This is a genomic window from Anaerosalibacter bizertensis (assembly GCF_009696605.1).
GTDB classification, from domain to species: Bacteria; Bacillota; Clostridia; order Tissierellales; family Sporanaerobacteraceae; genus Anaerosalibacter; species Anaerosalibacter bizertensis.
In genome coordinates this window covers 97,850-114,466 of sequence record NZ_VULR01000003.1, presented here as the reverse complement: position 1 = coordinate 114,466, position 16,617 = coordinate 97,850, and the positions used below count along the sequence as shown (strand labels likewise).

Genomic DNA, 16,617 nt, shown 5'->3' with positions numbered 1-16,617 from the left:
AAATTTACTTATATATATTTTTCAATTCTTTAACTTTCTCTTTTATCATGTCCCTTACTTCCACCGGCTCTATAAGTTCTGCGGAGGAACCAAATTGTAACAGCCAAGAAATAAAACCTTTACTAATAAGTATTTCTGCACATACTAAAAAATTTTCATCTCCATCTTTTCTTAAAAATACATCTGTTCCAAATTTGTCTATAACTGGATTAATAAGATGATTTTCAAATCGAATCTTTACTATTTTCTTTTCTCCAGTAAACATATTAAAAGTTTTATTTATATAATCTGCTACATTAAACTCTTTTCCATTTTCATACTCTTTAAGTATCTTCCTTCTTTCATCTAATATTTCTACATCTTTTATTCTATCTACTCTATAGTGTGAAATATTATCATACTTTTCATGGATCCCTATTAAATAATAATTATCTTCATGCCAACCTAAGCCATAAGGACTTACTTTGTAAGTTTTTCCTTTCTTCCTATACTCTAACTGTTTATTTATATTATAAGTTGTGTATTTGAAATTTACCTTTTTATTTTCTTCAATAGCAGAGCTTAATGCATTTACATTATAGTAAATTCTTTCATTTTTACTTTTTATTTTTTCATCTACATAAACTTGTCCTACAATCTTTTTACCTAAATTTTTACTAGTAAGTTTCTTTAACTTATCAATAAGTTCCTTAGATTTCTTTGTAGTTATAGATTTGGAAGCAGATACTGTATCTATAAGTATTCTCAATTCTTCTTCCTCAAATTCTCTACTTCTTAAATAATATCCCTGTTTATTTTCCTCATAAAGGCTTATATCATATCCAAAAGCTTCTAAAGTTTTTATATCCCTTATTACTGAACGCCTTTCTGCTATTATCCCTTTATCTTGTAATTTATCTATTATATCACTAGTCGTTAAAATTGTTTCTTCATCAGAATCTTCTTTCAATATATTAAGAATATGTAAAAGCTTAAGTTTAGTTTTTTCTCCCAACTTTACACCTCCATATCTATTACCAAAAGAACCCTACCTTAGTAAGGTAAGGTTCTTCTATATTTTGCTAGGCTCATTCCCTTAAACTCTTTTTATAGACATATATATTATAACATATTTCATTTAATATTATAACTTCCTTCTGTATCATCAGTAGTATAAATAATTTTCCTCATAAAAAAATTCTTTTCTAACGTTTAGAAAAGAATTTTTAATATATTATCTAGGATTAGCTATTTCAATATTCATCTTCTTACCTTTTATCCTATAATTTTTAAGGCCTGCAAGAACTTCACTTGTATTCTCTTTAGAAACTTCTACAAATGAAAACTTATCATATATATCTATCTTTCCTATATCATTTCGTGAAAGGCTAGTTTTATTTGTTATAGCTCCAATAATATGTCTTGGACTTATTTTCTGTTTTTTACCCATATTTATAAATAACCTTACCATTCCTGCTTCTGCACCATTATTTAAATTGTTTGTATCTATTTCTTCATAACCGTCTTTTTTATTGTCATCTATATAAAGTTTTAAAATAGCAGAAGCAACATCAAAAGAATTATACTCTTCTTCTAAAAGAATAGCCACAATTTTTTCGTATTTAGAAAGATCTTCATTATCTAATTGATTTCTTACCTTTTCTAATAATATATCCATTCTTTTTTCTTCTACATCACCTAATGTAGGAAGTTCATGTCTAATTATTTTAGTTTTAGTATATTTTTGAATGTCTTTAAGTTTGTGTATATCTCTACCTACAACGAAGCTAAAAGCTTTACCAGATCTTCCTGCTCTCGCTGTTCTTCCTATTCTATGAACATAAGATTCATCATCTTGAGGAATATCATAATTAAATACTATATCTACATTGCCTACATCTATTCCTCTAGCTGCTACATCTGTAGCAACTAAAATGTCAATATTTCCTTTTCTAAATGAAGCCATAACTTTATCCCTTTGTGATTGTTTTAAATCTCCATGAAGTCCATCGGCAAAATATCCTCTTCCTTGTAATTCCATTACTAACTCATCAACTTTTTTCTTTGTATTACAAAAGACAAGGGAAAGCTTTGGATTATATATATCAACAAGTCTACATAATATTTCTGTTTTCATATTTCTTTTAAGCTCAAAATAGTATTGTTCCACTTTAGGAACTGTAAGCTCTTTATGAACAACTTTAATTATTTCAGGGTCCTTTTGATATTTCTTTGCAAAATTCATTATTTCTTTTGCCATTGTTGCTGAAAAAAATACAGTCTGTCTATTTTTAGGCATATAATTTAATATAAGCTCAATATCATCTCTAAATCCCATATCAAACATTTCATCTGCCTCATCAAATACAACCATTTTTACATTTTTAGTCTTTAAAGTACCTCTTTTTAGATGATCTATGACTCTTCCTGGCGTGCCAATTACTATTTGTACACCTTTTTTCAAACTCCTTATCTGTCTTTCAATAGGTTGCCCACCATAAACTGGCAAAACATATATATTCTTTTTGTACTTTGCTAGTTTTCTTACTTCCTCTGCTACTTGTATTGAAAGTTCTCTTGTAGGACAAAGCACAATAGCCTGTAGTTCTTTACTGCTAGATTCACACATTTCCAATATAGGTATTCCAAAAGCTGCTGTTTTTCCTGTACCTGTTTGTGCCTGACCTATTATATCATTTCCCTTAAGAATATACGGTATAGCTTGAGATTGAATAGGAGAAGCCTCTTCAAATCCCATATCAGAAATAGCTTTTTTCATCTCCTTCGATAGTTCTGTATGTTCAAATTTCAATTTTTCCATATAAATTTTAACTTCCTTCCTTTTTCCTTATTTAACGACTTATAAAGTATATATTTATTATTCCAAATATGCAAGGTAAATATTACTTATTCTCATACATAGACCTTATCATACAAATTACTAGTATATCAAACTTAGCTTCTGTAGAAGTAACCAAAGCCCCTGTTAAAGTATCTGAAGACAAATTGGCATCTGTAACTATTAAGGTATTATTATACTTTTTTATATCCATGTACTTCATCATTTGTAGATAATCTATATATCATCAAGAAAATCCTCTCCTATAAATAATTAAAACTTTGAAAATAAAAGTCCCTAGATGGGACCTTTACTTAAATAGAAGCTATTTCTTTAATAGTATCTATAAATTTATCTATATCTTCCTTTGTAGTATCAAAAGATGTTACTAATCTTATTTCTCCATCCTCTTCATATAATGGGTATATCTCTTCTAATGGTTCTACCCATTTTGTAGGTATATTTATAAACAATATGTTAGCTTCAATATCTCTACACAACTTTACACCATTTATTTCTTTAAGCTTACCCTCTAAATATTTAGCCATTGAATTTGCATTTTCTGCATTTTCTCTCCATAAATCATCTTCTAAATAAGCAATAAATTGAGAAGAAACAAAACGCATTTTTGAAACTAATTGCATACCTTGTTTCCTTACAAATTTAAAATTTTTACTTATTTCTGGATTAAATGATATTATTGCTTCTCCCATCATCATTCCATTTTTAGTGCCTCCAAAGGAAAGTAAATCAACTCCCGTATCTGTAATAATTTCCTTAAAGCTCCTATCTAAAGATACTGCTGCATTTGCTATTCTTGCTCCATCTACATGAATATATAGATTGTTTTCATGAGCAAAATCGGCTAATCTTTTTATTTCATCTACTGTATATACAGTTCCTATTTCTGTACATTGTGCAATAGAAATAACTTTAGGTTGAGTTTGATGCTCATCTCCTAAAGAATTAAGAAACTTTTCAATATCTTCTATACATAGTTTTCCATCTTTATTGGGTACATATAACAACTTAGAACCACTAAACCTTTCAAAAGCTCCACATTCATCTACATTTATATGGGCTGTATCAGCACATATAACCCCCTCAAAAGGTCTTAATAAACCACTAAGTCCCACTACATTGGCAGCTGTTCCAGTAGTTACAAAATATACATCTACATCCTTTTCAAAAACTTCTCTTATTTTTTCTACAGCCTTTTCTGTATAAATATCTTGTCCATAAGGCAACTGATGATCTACATTACATTCTTCCATAGCCTTAAATATTTTTGAATGTACACCTGAATTATTATCGCTTAAAAAACTTCTCATTTTGCCACCTTCTTCTTTTTATTATTGAAAATTGTCTTTTATATATTTTATCACAATATAAGCTTTTTTAATATTTTTCTATGCATTAAAATCATTTAATTCCCTCTTTAATAAGGAAAGACCAATAGAATTAAACTATTGGTCTTTCAACTAATATTAGTATATATCTTTATAACATAGATACCAGTCTACGCAACATAAACCTTCTTCTCCCTCTAGTCTCCTCAAAAGCTCATCATAAGTCTGTGGAGGAGGTACAACTACTGGATCTCCTGGCAACCAATTTGCTGGAATAGCCACTTTCTCCCTATCAGCTGTTTGAAGAGCAATTAATAATCTGAGCATTTCATAAGTGTTTCTTCCAGTTGAAAGAGGATATACTAAAACTGCTCTGATTATCTGATTTGGATCAATAAAATATACATTTCTAACAGTAGCAGTTGTACTTTCTCCTGGTGCTATCATCCCATAAAGTCTTGCAATACTTCCATCTCTATCTGCAATCACAGGAAAAGGTATTTGAATTCCAGTATTTTGATATATATTGTAAACCCAAGCTAAATGAGAAGGATTACTATCAATACTTAAACCTATAAGTTGTGCATTTCTTTCTTTAAAAGAATTGTATTGCTTTGCCAAAGCAATGAATTCTGTAGTTCAAACAGGTGTAAAATCTCCTGGATGAGAAAATAAAATTACCCATTTTCCTCTAAAATCTGAAAGTCTTAATGGCCCAAAAGTAGTTTGAGCAATAAAATCTGGTGCTTTCATACCTATTTTTAAACAATTATTTTCATTCATAAATTCCACCACCATAATTTTTTTCATTTTCTCACTATTATAATATGTTGTCTACAAATAGAAAGTTAAGGAATATTATAAGACGAAAAACAGCTATTAATCCTTAGGATTAATAGCTGTTTTTCTATAATTTATGTTTTATATACTTTAATAATTTGTAATAAGTACCTCTATATTATTAGACTTTTTATCTCTCTTATGGTAGTTTGAATTGTTATAATTATAATTTAAATAATTGACATTGTATTTTTTGCTCCACTGAATTAAAATTTCATTTCTCTTCCCCTTAGTTTCTAATACATTTGATAAAGCAAATTTTATATTTTTTTCATTTAAATCATCTAATATATTTAATAATTGAAATTCCTTTGCTTTATCCCATTTGTTTTGCTCGTTATATGTAGCATTTGTTATTAAATAAGGAGGATCTGCATATACAAATGAACTATTATCTAAATAAGTATTAAAATCTACTCTCTTAAAATCATCCAAAATAAAATGAATGTTTTTTTTCTTAATTTCATCTATGAAATAAGATAATTTTTTTTCAACAGATTCATTGAAATCCCTTTTTCCTACTGGAATATTAAATTTTCCGTTCCTATTAAATCGTATATGGTTATTAAAAGAGTATATAGTCATTGTATAGAATAACATATCGTAATAAAAATTTTCTTCACTTCTGTTATTATAATCATCCCTTAATTTCAAATATCTTTCCTTATTATAATAGCTTAATCCTGAAGAACTAACACAATCATAATATTCATATCCATATTTAGATGAATCTGAAAGATTATATTTTTTAATTATATAATAAATTGTATTAAAGATTTCTTCTTTTTCTCTTAACTTAAAAGAGTTAAGTAATCTTATAAGAGGTTTCTCATTGTCTATACATATAATTTTATTTCCTAATACGTTTATTCCAACATTACACCCTCCACAAAACAAGTCTATGAAAGTATCAATTTCATAAGGAAATAAAGGCAATATCTGTTCTAATAATCTATATTTTCCTCCAGTATAATTTAATGGAGACTTTATAAGTTTTTTAGTATCTGCTATCAAGAATATCTCCTTTCCTATCTACATTTACATAAAAATAATCTTTCTTTATAATTCATAATTTCAGATTTACCTGTGGTAAACTGTTTATAATCTGTATAAAATATTTTTACTTTTCCTCTTTTTTCTAAACTCTCCACTATCTCTTCATCATTTATCTTCGCATTAGATCTCCCATGTCCTTTTTTACCCATATTACTATAAGAAACTAAAATATACTTAGAATCAATATTTTGTATTAAATCATCAAATACTTTAGGAGCTTTTACAGTGCAATAGTCACTTTTTATATCACTTCTATCTATCATTTTTTTAGACACTCCTACTAACTTAGGTTTTTTCCATGTAACTATATTTTCAAGAAGATGATAAGAGTCTGAATACTGCCTAGAATTATAAGGGGTATCTATATATACAATATCAGAAGAAATTTTTCTTACCAACTTGTTTGCATCTTCATTGTATATTTCATTATTCTTATTATAATCATCCCTTATAAAGGGAATTTTTAATCTTAAAGATTGAACATTGTCCAAGTTTTTCCTATATGCATCATAATGACCACATGTATTAGCTACTTTATCTACTGCATACATTAAAGATGTTATTAATATAGCCTTTTCCCTAAAAGTTAACATTGAAGAGATACTTTCTATTTCATCTCTTATGGCTCCAATTTTTCTGGCATTTTCCATTGTAAAATATCTATTTCCAAAATTTATTGAAATATAGTTTTCCTTTGTTGCATTTATATTATTAAATTCACCTATTATTTGTCTTATTTTATTTTTATTATACTCACCATTGCTAAACCAAGTAATATATGAAAGGTAATTAGAATACAGAATATCATTTATTATAATCTTATTTTCTCGACTATTGAAAGCATTAGCTACAACTCCCGTTCCTCCAAAAATATCACTAAATATATTATAACTACTACATTCCTTATCTATTACTCTTTTAATTAGGGGTATTAGTCTATATTTACTTCCTAAGTATCTTCTATTATTTATATGAAAGTTTCCCAATATTTCTTTTCCCCTTTCGAAGCTATCAATATACCTGCTTTTGTTTTATATTATCATATTTATAATGCTAAATGAAGACTACTATGCTTATGACAATGTTTATATGTTAATTTAAGTATTCACCATAATTATATAGAATAGAAATAGTAAGAATAGATTTATTATGATATAATTAAAAAAATAAAATTCTATATATCTTATAGGAGGTAGCAATGAAAACTAAAAATAAACTCTCCTTTTTAACCCAGTTATTTTACGGATTAGGTGTTAGCTACGCTATAATTGATCAGATATTCGTTCAGTGGGTTGTATACTTCTATTTACCACCAGCAAATTCTGGACTTAAACCTTTAATATCTCCAGCATATATTGCATTAGCCCTTATCATATCTAGATTTGTAGATATGATCTTTGACCCCTTAGTTGGATATGCTTCTGATAATTTTCACTCTAAATGGGGAAGAAGGATTCCCTTTATTGCTTTTGGTTCAATTCCATTAGTACTATGTACTATAGCCCTTTTTTATCCACCAAATAATATACCAATACTATTGTATTTATCGGTTATGAGTTCTCTATTTTTTATATTTTATACAATAGTAGGAGCACCTTACAATGCTCTTATACCAGAACTATCTCAATCTTATGAGGACAGGCTAAACTTATCTACTTGGCAGTCTATTTTTAGGCTTATATATTCTGCTATTGCTATGATTATGCCTGGATTTTTGATAAAATACTTTGGTACCAATAGTGTAACACAAGGAATTCAAAAGAAAACACCACCCAATTGGAAGGTTTCTATTTTGGTCTCCAAGGTTTTTTTCTTAAACTAGCTTTCTTAGTATCCGCAGGCTTTGTACCTATTTTATTAACTTTAAATAAAAATATAAATGTTTTCCAAAACATCATAAAGGGCAATAATGTGGTACAATTAGAAGGTATATATTCTACTACTTTATTGGCAACTTTCTCTTTTATAATATCTTTTATATTTTATTATCTATATCCAGAAAAAATTATAAAAGACTAGTCACGATCTTTTTTAAACTTATTTATAAGAAATTTACTTACCAAAAATATTTATATTATAAAATAAACTTAAAATATGGTAGATATCTTACCATAAGTACAGTTAGGAGGAAAAATATGAAAACAAATATTTATGTTATTTATGGAGGAAAATCTGTTGAACACGAAGTATCTCTGAAAAGTGCTTCTGCTGTTATAAACTCATTAGATAAGAACAAGTACAATATCTATCCTATATATATTACAATAGATGGTATTTGGTGTCCTTTAGGACTATTAGAAGGTAAAATAGAAGACCCAGATGAACTAAGAAAAACAAGTTCAAATACAGTGTCTAAATCTATAGGAGATTTTTTATTGCATCAAATTAATGATAATGAAAAAAACATTGTATTCCCTGCCCTACATGGCACTAACGGTGAAGACGGAACTATTCAAGGTCTTTTAGAATTATTAAATATTCCATATGTAGGAAATGGAGTGTTATCATCTGCAGTAGGAATGGATAAAGTAATAATGAAGGATATTTTTGCAAAACATAATATACCACAAGTAAAATATGCTTCTATTCAAATGCCTTCTTGGAAAAAAGACAAAAACAAAGTCTATACAGAAATTGAAAAAAAATTAGATTATCCATACTATGTAAAACCAGCTAATTTAGGTTCAAGTGTCGGTATAAATAGAGCTGAGAACCGTGAAGAATTTGAAAAAGCGGTTGAAGAAGCTTTCTTATATGATTCTAAAGTAATTATAGAAGAAGAAATAATTGCTAGAGAAATGCAAATATCTGTAGTAGGAAATGATAATCCTAAAGCTTCTGTACCTGGAGAATTTATTATGGAAAGACCATTCTTTGATTATGAAGCAAAGTATATAGATGGCAAGTTAATTCCAGTAATACCAGCAAAATTGGAACCTGAAGTAAGTGACAAAGTACGGGAAACTGCTGTTGACGCTTTCAAAATATTAAATTGTCACGGTCTTGCAAGAGTAGACATCTTTGTTACAGATGATAATAAAATTTATGTAAATGAAGTAAATACAATGCCTGGATTTACAAATGTAAGTATGACGCCTGTGCTATGGGGAGCTACTGATGGAACTACTTATGCCGAATTAGTTGAAATACTTATCCAATTGGCTTTTGAAAAACATGAAGAAAAAAATAATCTCTTAAATACTAGATCCTAGAAAGGAGGAAATAGAATTTGCTGCGACAAATTCTGTGAAAAATGATTAGAAGAAATTTAAAAGAAATTGAACAAATGATTAAAAATTCTAAGCTCAATAAAGAATATGAAGATATTATTATCAACGGAGTTTCTACTGATTCCAGAAACATATGTCCTGGTCAATTATTTGTTCCTATAAAAGGTGATAAGTTTAATGGCCATAATTTCATATTAGATGCTATTAAAGGTGGAGCAATAGCTGCTTTGTGGAATAAGAATGAACCAATTCCAACTGATATAAATATACCTTTAATTCTAGTTGAAGATACTTTAACAGCTATTCAAGATTTAGCAAGATCCTATGCCAGTCAATTAGGTATGAAAATAGTTGGAATAACAGGGAGTAATGGAAAAACATCTACAAAAGATTTGTTAGCTGGCATTTTAAGTACTAAATATAAGACTGGAAAAACCATGGGAAACTTAAACAACCATCTAGGAGTTCCTTTAACCATCTTAAGTTTTGAAGAAGATATAGAAATAGCTGTAATTGAAATGGGAATATCTGAATTTGGGGAAGCAGATTTACTCTCATCTATTGCAAATCCGGATGTAGCTATTATTACAAATATTGGTGAAGCTCATTTAGAAACACTATATACTAGAGAAAATATAGCTAAAGCAAAACTCGAAATTATAAATCATCTAAATCCAGAAGGATTATTTATATACCCTGGAGATGAGCCACTGCTTAAAAATAAAATAGAAGAATTAAATCCTAAATTTAAGGTAGAAACATTTGGACAAGAATCCTACAATACTTATTGTCCTAAATTAATAAATGTTGGAGAAAGTGGAGTATCTTTTAAACTAAATGAATCTAGTCATCATATCTTTAATATAGGACTGTTGGGAAAACATCAAGTATACAATGCTACAACTGCCATAGCAGCAGCTAAATATTTTGATATATCTTTTGAAGATATACAAGAAGGTCTTAAAAAAGCAGATATTACAGGAATGAGAAATCATCTTATTCATGCTAAAAAATGTACCATATTAGACGATTCATATAAGTCTAATCCAGCAAGTGTTTTAGCAGCATTAGATACATTGTATTCCCTTGATAAATACAATAGAAAAATTGTTGTTCTAGGGGATATGCTAGGCCTCGGAGATGAAGAAATCTCCATGCATAGAGAAGTTGGCGAAAAAATGGACCCTAGCCAAATAGACTACCTATTTACTATTGGTCCCCTTGCTAAACATATTGCTGAAGGGGCTAATCCTATGATTCCAAGGAACAATATTAAATCATATATGGATAAGAAAGAATTAATCAATGATTTAAATAAAGTAGTAACTAAAGATTCAGTTGTACTAGTTAAAGCTTCTAGAGATCTGCATTTAGAAGATATAGTGAATACGCTAAAAGATTATGATTCACCATCAAAAGCTATATAAAAAGGGTGTTGTTTGAAATGATTCAATCATTTTGAACAACACCTTTTTAATAAATTAAAATAGAATATATAATATTTATTTTTGTCATTTTCATAATCCGTCTCCTAAAATTATATTTACCTTATAGATTTTAATCTAGCTATATCTTGCCAATTTTTTGCTGTTATTTGTTCAACATTGTTAAAGTTATCCTTCATTTCTTCAATCTCTTTACTTATCTCTAAATGTCTATCGGCATTATTGGCTTCTATATTATCTAATTTATCATTGACTTTATCCACTTTATATTCAAGTTTTCCAATAGATTCTGTATTCTTATTAATAGATTTTCTGTTTTCTTGAATTTCATCTTTTAATTCTGTTCTAACTCCTCGGATTTCATCCTTTAATTCCGTTTTGGTTGTTTGTAGTTCCAAGTATAACTTTTCTAATAGAGAATATATCTTTTCCTCGTTATTCAAGTATTCAACCTCCCAATACTTTATTTTTCTATTATCACATAAATATATTCTATCACAAAATTATAAAGTATTATAAAAATAAATATACCTATAGAAATAGATAATATTAAATAGGGCAAATAAAAAATTACTAACAATTTCTTATTTGCCCTATTTATTTTAACTAAAAAAGCTTCTATCATTCATATCTTTAAATAGTGACAATAGTTTTTCCTTTGTTAATCTTTCCTTTTCTTCTCCAGATAAATCTATCAATATCTCCCCTCTATGAAACATTACAATTCTATTCCCATATTTAATAGCATGATCTATATTATGAGTTATCATTAATGTGGTTAGATTTTTTTCTTTAACTATTTTATTAGTAATATCCATGACTATTTCAGAAGTTTTAGGATCTAATGCAGCTGTATGTTCATCTAGAAGTAGAAGCTCTGGATTCCCAAGTGCTGCAATAAGCAAAGCTAAAGATTGTCTTTGCCCTCCAGATAATTGAGAAACAGGGTTATGAAGTTTGTCTTCAAGTCCTAGATCAAAAACCTCTAATAGTTCTTTAAAATGTTTTTCTTTTTTCTTCTCTTTAAGAAAAGAAAGCCCAAAACTATTTCCTTTATTCTCTGCTATAGACATATTTTCATATATGGTCATAGATGGAATAGTTCCCAAGGATGGATCCTGAAAAATTCTAGATATTTTCTTACATCTTTCAAATTCTTTTTCTCTGGTTATATCCAACTTATCTAAAGTAATTCTGCCACTATCAACTGGAACTTTTCCTGAAACAATATTTAAAAAAGTTGATTTTCCTGCTCCATTACTTCCAACTACACAAACAAAATCCCCATTATCTATATTTATATTGAAATTATCAAATACCTTATTTTCATTAATACTTCCTTTATTAAAAGTCTTTGAAATATTTTCTAGTTGAAGCATATTCATCACCTATCCATTAACTTATTTTAGATTGAAAAATACCCTGTAACCCTCTTTTAAGCTTAAATGACTTCTTTAATGAAATGGATTCATTACCAAAAGTAAGAGCAATTATTACAATAATAGCACTAATAAGCTTTAAATCACTTGGGTTAAAACCTAATTTTAAACTTAAAGCTATACTTGTTCTATATAAAAAAGTACCTATTATACATAGAACACTAGCATTTAAAAAAGGTATATTCCTAAATATAGAATAGGCGAGAACTATTGAAGCAAGACCCATAACTACAGTTCCAGTTCCCATATTTATATCACTAAAACCTTGATACTGGGCTAATATACCACCAGATAAAGCTATCATTCCATTAGATATTGAAAGGGCTAATATCTTAATTTTCCCTGTATCTAATCCTAAAGATATAATCATATTTTCATTATCTCCAGTACCTTTCATTACATATCCTAATTTTGTTTTGAAAAATAATGTAAATAATACTGCAGACAAAATTAATATAAAAAAATTTATAAACATAATATTTCCATTAGAAAATATAGTTTCGTAATTAAAAAGGGATACATTTGAAACCCCCATTATCCTAAGGTTTATAGAATATAATCCTACCATAACTAAAATACCAGAAAGAATATCCTTTATTTTTAGCTTCACATTTAAAAATCCAGTCATAGCTCCAGCTACCCCTCCTGCTAACATTGCAATTACCAGGGAAATATATGGATTTACTCCTTTAATTATTAGTGCAGCAGATACACTGGCTCCCAATGTAAAACTACCATCTGCAGAAAGATCTGGAAAGTTAAGTATCTTGTAAGTTATATATACTCCCATAACCATAATGGAGAAAATAAAACTTTGTTGGAGGATGCTAAGTAAAAAACCATCCATATTATTCACCCTCCTTTATTATATTCCCTTGCCTTAATATATCTTCTGATATATCTAGTTCAAGCTCTTTTGCTATTTTTTCATTTATTGTTAATTGCGTTTCTTTCAACGTAGAAACAGGAATATCTTTTATATCCTTGCCTTCTAATATATTAACAGCCATAAGGCCTGTTTCATATCCAAGTTTATAGTAATCTACACCTTCACATGCTAAAGCTCCATTTTTAACCATAGGTTCATCTACACCTATTGTACCTACTTTGTTTTCTACAGCAATTTTAGAAATAATAGGCATACTAGAAGCTATTAAATTATCTGATGGCAGAAATAAAAAATCTATTTCTTTTATTTTTGAATTTAAAGCCGGATCTATTTCTGATGAATTTGTAACAGGAATTTCTACTATATCAATTCCCATACTTTTAGAAATTTCCTTAGCTTTATCTACTTGAACATGAGAATTTACCTCACTTGTATTGTAGATAATTCCCACCTTCTTTGTGTTTGGAAAAAGCTTCTTTCCTAGTTCAAGCTGCTTATCTATAGGTGCCATATCAGTAGTACCTGTTATATTTCCATCAGGATTATCCATATCTTTTACTAATCCTGCTGAAATAGGATCTGTAATTGCTGTAAAAAGTATTGGTGTTTCATTAGTAGATTGGAGAGCTGATTGAGCTGACTGAGTAGAGATAGCCAATATTAAATCTTTGTTCTGGGAAACAAAATTATCAGATATCGTCTTAGTCAAGGCCATATCCCCTTGAGCTAATTGAATATCAATATCAATATTTTTTCCATCTTCATAGCCTTTTTCTTTTAAAGCATCAACAAAACCATCCCTTGCACTATCTAATGCAGGATGCTCCACAATTTGGCTAATTCCTATTGAGATCATTTCTTTAGATTGGGTGGATGAACATCCACTTAAAGACAAGATTACTGTGAATAACAAAATAAAGCCTAAGCATTTACTTAGACTAGCACATTTTTTTCCTACCATGCTACCGTCCTCCTAATTTCATATTTATTTTTGACTTCTAAAAACCTACCATTCTACTTTTAGCCCAAAGGCTAGCTACTGTTCTACCAAACTACTTTAAAAACTAAATATGCTAAATATTATAAACTTTTAAACATACTTTGTCAATAATATTAATTTTAAAAAATCAAATTATATATTTAGTCTATTGGAGGTATTGATCTATGACCTACCCCTATTGCCAAATCATTTAGATGTAACAATCCGATACTTATAAATATACATACAGCAAGATGTTCTCCATACCTAGCTATGCCTATTTTTCCACCAAAATTAAGTCCCATTGCTTTAGAATCTACTTGGCTTATAGCATCTTTGGTTGCTCCTGCCACTGCTCCTTCATAGACATGCTCTTCTCTTATAATCCCTGTTTTTTTGGAAGCTACTAGTGCTCTTTCTATTATTGTTGGAATTGAATTGATTAAATCTCCACCTATATCTACAGCTGTAGATTTTATATTCTTTTTTTCAAATTCTTTAATTAGTCTTTTTTCTTCTTCTCTAGTGGATACAGCTAATTTAATAGCTGCCTTTGCAATTTCTGTACTCTTACTTTTCATACTAACACCATCCTATGCCTTTTAATTTAAATTGTATAGCTAAAATATTACTTTGTAAATAGGTAAAAATAGTGGTATTTAAATACCACTATTTTTCTATATTAACTAAATTATTTACAATACACCAATCTAAAGCTTCTTTTTTACTTATACTATCTTTATCCCTTGTTATATCATAAGGTGTTTTCTTTTCACTTATCATTTTTTCTAATGGAATAATGTATTCTCTTTCTTCTTCGTTTAATCCAGACTTTGCTATTTCTATAATATACTTAGCTATTTCATAAATAGTTTTATCTTTTAGCTTTCCATCTAATCCCTTTTCAATTATATCTCCTTTAGCTTTATTTGTATCCAGAATATCTATATCGCCAATATAATTATAAATATTGTTAATATTTTTTTCATCATACAATATTCCCTTTAAAAGCGCAATTGCAGAGAAATTTAATGGATATGGTACAGAGTCCATCATTCTTACTTCCACATATTTTTTAGTTCGTACATCAGGGAAAAACATAGTTAAAACATGTTCTAGTTCTTCTATTGAATAATCATCTATATTGAAAATTTCTTTATACGGTTTATTGCCTGTATAATAAAGTTCTTCTCCATCATCAATAAAAATAGGTGGTCTATTCAAGATATATTCAGCATATTTCTTATACCCAAAATCTTTATCTAATGCAATATCTACTATTCCACATCTATCGCTGTCACAGTTTTCCCATATATGAGTTCTTAAGTTCCTCTTATTCCATGTTTCTCCTTCAAAGTAAAAAGCATTATCAAATATTGCATATATAACTGGCGAAATAATATTGGCTAATTTAAACTTTCTTATATAGTCTTCTTCAGACTTATAATCAAAAGATACTTGTAAAGAAGCAGTACCTTTCATCATATTGTGAGCAAATGCTCCTCTCTTCTTAAAATATTCATACATATAAGCATATCTTTGTTTTGGTAATATTTTTATATCTGAAATTTTAGTCTCTGGTTGATATCCAATTGTAATTAATGCTTGATTTTTTCTTTCTAAAATAGGGACTATTTCATTTAGAACATTAAAATATTCTTTTTCTATCTCCTTTATATCTTTTCTTGCACCTATACTTAATTCAAACTGACTTCCTGGTTCAAGGGTTATAGTAGTTCCATTTTTATTAAGTCCAAGAAGATATTTTCCTTCATATGTGTCTTTCCAACCTTTTGAAACCAATTCTTCTAACGTTTCTTCTACTCCATTATCTCCATAGTATGAGATGGTTTTTAAACTATCTTTATCTATTATAAAATGTTCAAACTCCACACCTATTTTAAAGTCTTTTTCTTCCTTTTCATTATCTTTAAAATATTTTTCTATTTCCTTTACTTGTTTTATATAATCCATCAATATCTCCTCTCTTTCCAATAACCATTTTTTACTTTATACCCGAATATCAAAACTTAATACTTATATATACCCATTTAGTATAAATTTAATATGCAGAATAATAGTTAAAATTATGATACAATTATAACTGGTGATATTATGAGAATATTATTAGATGGAGATGGATGTCCTGTAGTGGATATTTCCATTAAAATAGCAAAGTTATATAATTTAGAAATTATTGTGGTTAAAAATTATCATCATGAAATATATGATGATTATGCTACAATTATTACTGTAGAACCAACTCCTGACAGTGCTGATTTTTATATTGTTAACCATGCGAAAAAGGGAGATATAGTTATTACACAAGATTATAGTTTAGCAGCTATGGCTCTTTCCAGAGGGGCATTTTGTATAAACCAAAATGGATTTGTAATTAGCTCTCAGAATATTGATGGACTACTTAATAGAAGACACTTAAATCAAGAGTTTCGTAGAAAACATAAAAAATATTCTAAATTTAAAAAAAGAAATATTCAAGCTGACTTAAAATTTGAAAAAAACCTTAAAATATTAATTGAAAGTCAACTGTGAATATTTCCTCTCTGAATTT

17 protein-coding genes are annotated in these 16,617 nt (G+C 28.3%); 4 read left to right on the top strand and 13 right to left on the bottom strand.

All coding sequences use genetic code 11. From position 1 onward, the window contains the following. Positions 1-4 precede the first annotated feature (4 nt). From FYJ27_RS03375 to FYJ27_RS03345, 7 genes are all read right to left on the bottom strand, one after another. Positions 5-994, bottom strand: a complete 990-nt coding sequence (locus FYJ27_RS03375; RefSeq protein WP_154483124.1) for a helix-turn-helix transcriptional regulator — start codon at positions 992-994, stop codon at positions 5-7. 219 nt (positions 995-1,213) lie between these two features. After that, on the bottom strand, positions 1,214-2,800 hold the full coding sequence (locus FYJ27_RS03370; protein ID WP_154483121.1) for a DEAD/DEAH box helicase: 1,587 nt from the start codon (positions 2,798-2,800) through the stop codon (positions 1,214-1,216). Positions 2,801-2,882: 82 nt separating this feature from the next. After that, positions 2,883-3,044: an adenosylcobinamide amidohydrolase gene (locus tag FYJ27_RS03365; RefSeq protein ID WP_154483118.1), complete on the bottom strand. Its 162-nt coding sequence runs from the start codon at positions 3,042-3,044 to the stop codon at positions 2,883-2,885. 88 nt (positions 3,045-3,132) lie between these two features. After that, positions 3,133-4,149 carry a threonine aldolase family protein gene (locus tag FYJ27_RS03360; protein ID WP_154483116.1) on the bottom strand — a complete coding sequence of 339 codons (1,017 nt, stop codon included), beginning with the start codon at positions 4,147-4,149 and terminating at the stop codon, positions 3,133-3,135. Between the two features lie 156 nt (positions 4,150-4,305). Next, positions 4,306-4,920 (bottom strand): peroxiredoxin, encoded by a 615-nt coding sequence (locus FYJ27_RS03355; protein WP_226808517.1) that lies wholly within the window; start codon positions 4,918-4,920, stop codon positions 4,306-4,308. A 177-nt stretch (positions 4,921-5,097) separates the two neighbouring features. After that, a complete protein-coding gene (locus tag FYJ27_RS03350; protein WP_154483110.1) occupies positions 5,098-6,021 on the bottom strand; it encodes a Dam family site-specific DNA-(adenine-N6)-methyltransferase in 924 nt (307 codons plus the stop codon). Between the two features lie 14 nt (positions 6,022-6,035). Continuing rightward, complete coding sequence (locus FYJ27_RS03345) at positions 6,036-7,049, bottom strand: DNA adenine methylase (protein WP_154483107.1); 1,014 nt, start codon at positions 7,047-7,049, stop codon at positions 6,036-6,038. 212 nt (positions 7,050-7,261) lie between these two features. On the opposite strand from FYJ27_RS03345, the gene FYJ27_RS03340 reads away from it, so the two are divergent. The 3 genes from FYJ27_RS03340 to FYJ27_RS03330 all read left to right on the top strand — a co-directional run bounded on the left by FYJ27_RS03340 (position 7,262) and on the right by FYJ27_RS03330 (position 10,720). Continuing rightward, positions 7,262-7,885: an MFS transporter gene (locus tag FYJ27_RS03340; protein WP_154483105.1), complete on the top strand. Its 624-nt coding sequence runs from the start codon at positions 7,262-7,264 to the stop codon at positions 7,883-7,885. Between the two features lie 313 nt (positions 7,886-8,198). Further along, positions 8,199-9,275, top strand: coding sequence for a D-alanine--D-alanine ligase (locus tag FYJ27_RS03335; RefSeq protein ID WP_154483102.1), 1,077 nt, complete (start codon positions 8,199-8,201; stop codon positions 9,273-9,275). Between the two features lie 41 nt (positions 9,276-9,316). Then, entirely contained in the window at positions 9,317-10,720 is a 1,404-nt protein-coding gene (locus tag FYJ27_RS03330) for a UDP-N-acetylmuramoyl-tripeptide--D-alanyl-D-alanine ligase (protein WP_154483099.1), read from the top strand. 116 nt (positions 10,721-10,836) lie between these two features. Here FYJ27_RS03330 and FYJ27_RS03325 read toward each other — a convergent pair whose 3' ends face one another. From FYJ27_RS03325 to FYJ27_RS03300, 6 genes are all read right to left on the bottom strand, one after another. After that, positions 10,837-11,181, bottom strand: coding sequence for a hypothetical protein (locus tag FYJ27_RS03325; RefSeq protein ID WP_154483096.1), 345 nt, complete (start codon positions 11,179-11,181; stop codon positions 10,837-10,839). Positions 11,182-11,340: 159 nt separating this feature from the next. After that, the gene (locus FYJ27_RS03320) at positions 11,341-12,117 is read right to left on the bottom strand and encodes an ABC transporter ATP-binding protein (protein WP_154483093.1); all 777 of its coding nucleotides are present in this window, start codon (positions 12,115-12,117) and stop codon (positions 11,341-11,343) included. 16 nt (positions 12,118-12,133) lie between these two features. Beyond that, entirely contained in the window at positions 12,134-13,024 is an 891-nt protein-coding gene (locus FYJ27_RS03315; RefSeq protein WP_154483090.1) for an ABC transporter permease, read from the bottom strand. A gap of 1 nt (position 13,025) precedes the next feature. Next, on the bottom strand, positions 13,026-14,027 hold the full coding sequence (locus tag FYJ27_RS03310) for an ABC transporter substrate-binding protein (protein WP_154483087.1): 1,002 nt from the start codon (positions 14,025-14,027) through the stop codon (positions 13,026-13,028). A gap of 179 nt (positions 14,028-14,206) precedes the next feature. Next, complete coding sequence (locus FYJ27_RS03305) at positions 14,207-14,626, bottom strand: HutP family protein (protein ID WP_154483084.1); 420 nt, start codon at positions 14,624-14,626, stop codon at positions 14,207-14,209. An 88-nt stretch (positions 14,627-14,714) separates the two neighbouring features. After that, complete coding sequence (locus FYJ27_RS03300) at positions 14,715-16,019, bottom strand: glutamate--cysteine ligase (RefSeq protein WP_154483081.1); 1,305 nt, start codon at positions 16,017-16,019, stop codon at positions 14,715-14,717. Between the two features lie 141 nt (positions 16,020-16,160). Between FYJ27_RS03300 and FYJ27_RS03295 the strand changes: the two genes are divergently transcribed. Continuing rightward, positions 16,161-16,598, top strand: a complete 438-nt coding sequence (locus FYJ27_RS03295; protein ID WP_154483078.1) for a YaiI/YqxD family protein — start codon at positions 16,161-16,163, stop codon at positions 16,596-16,598. The last annotated feature ends 19 nt before the right edge of the window (positions 16,599-16,617 follow it).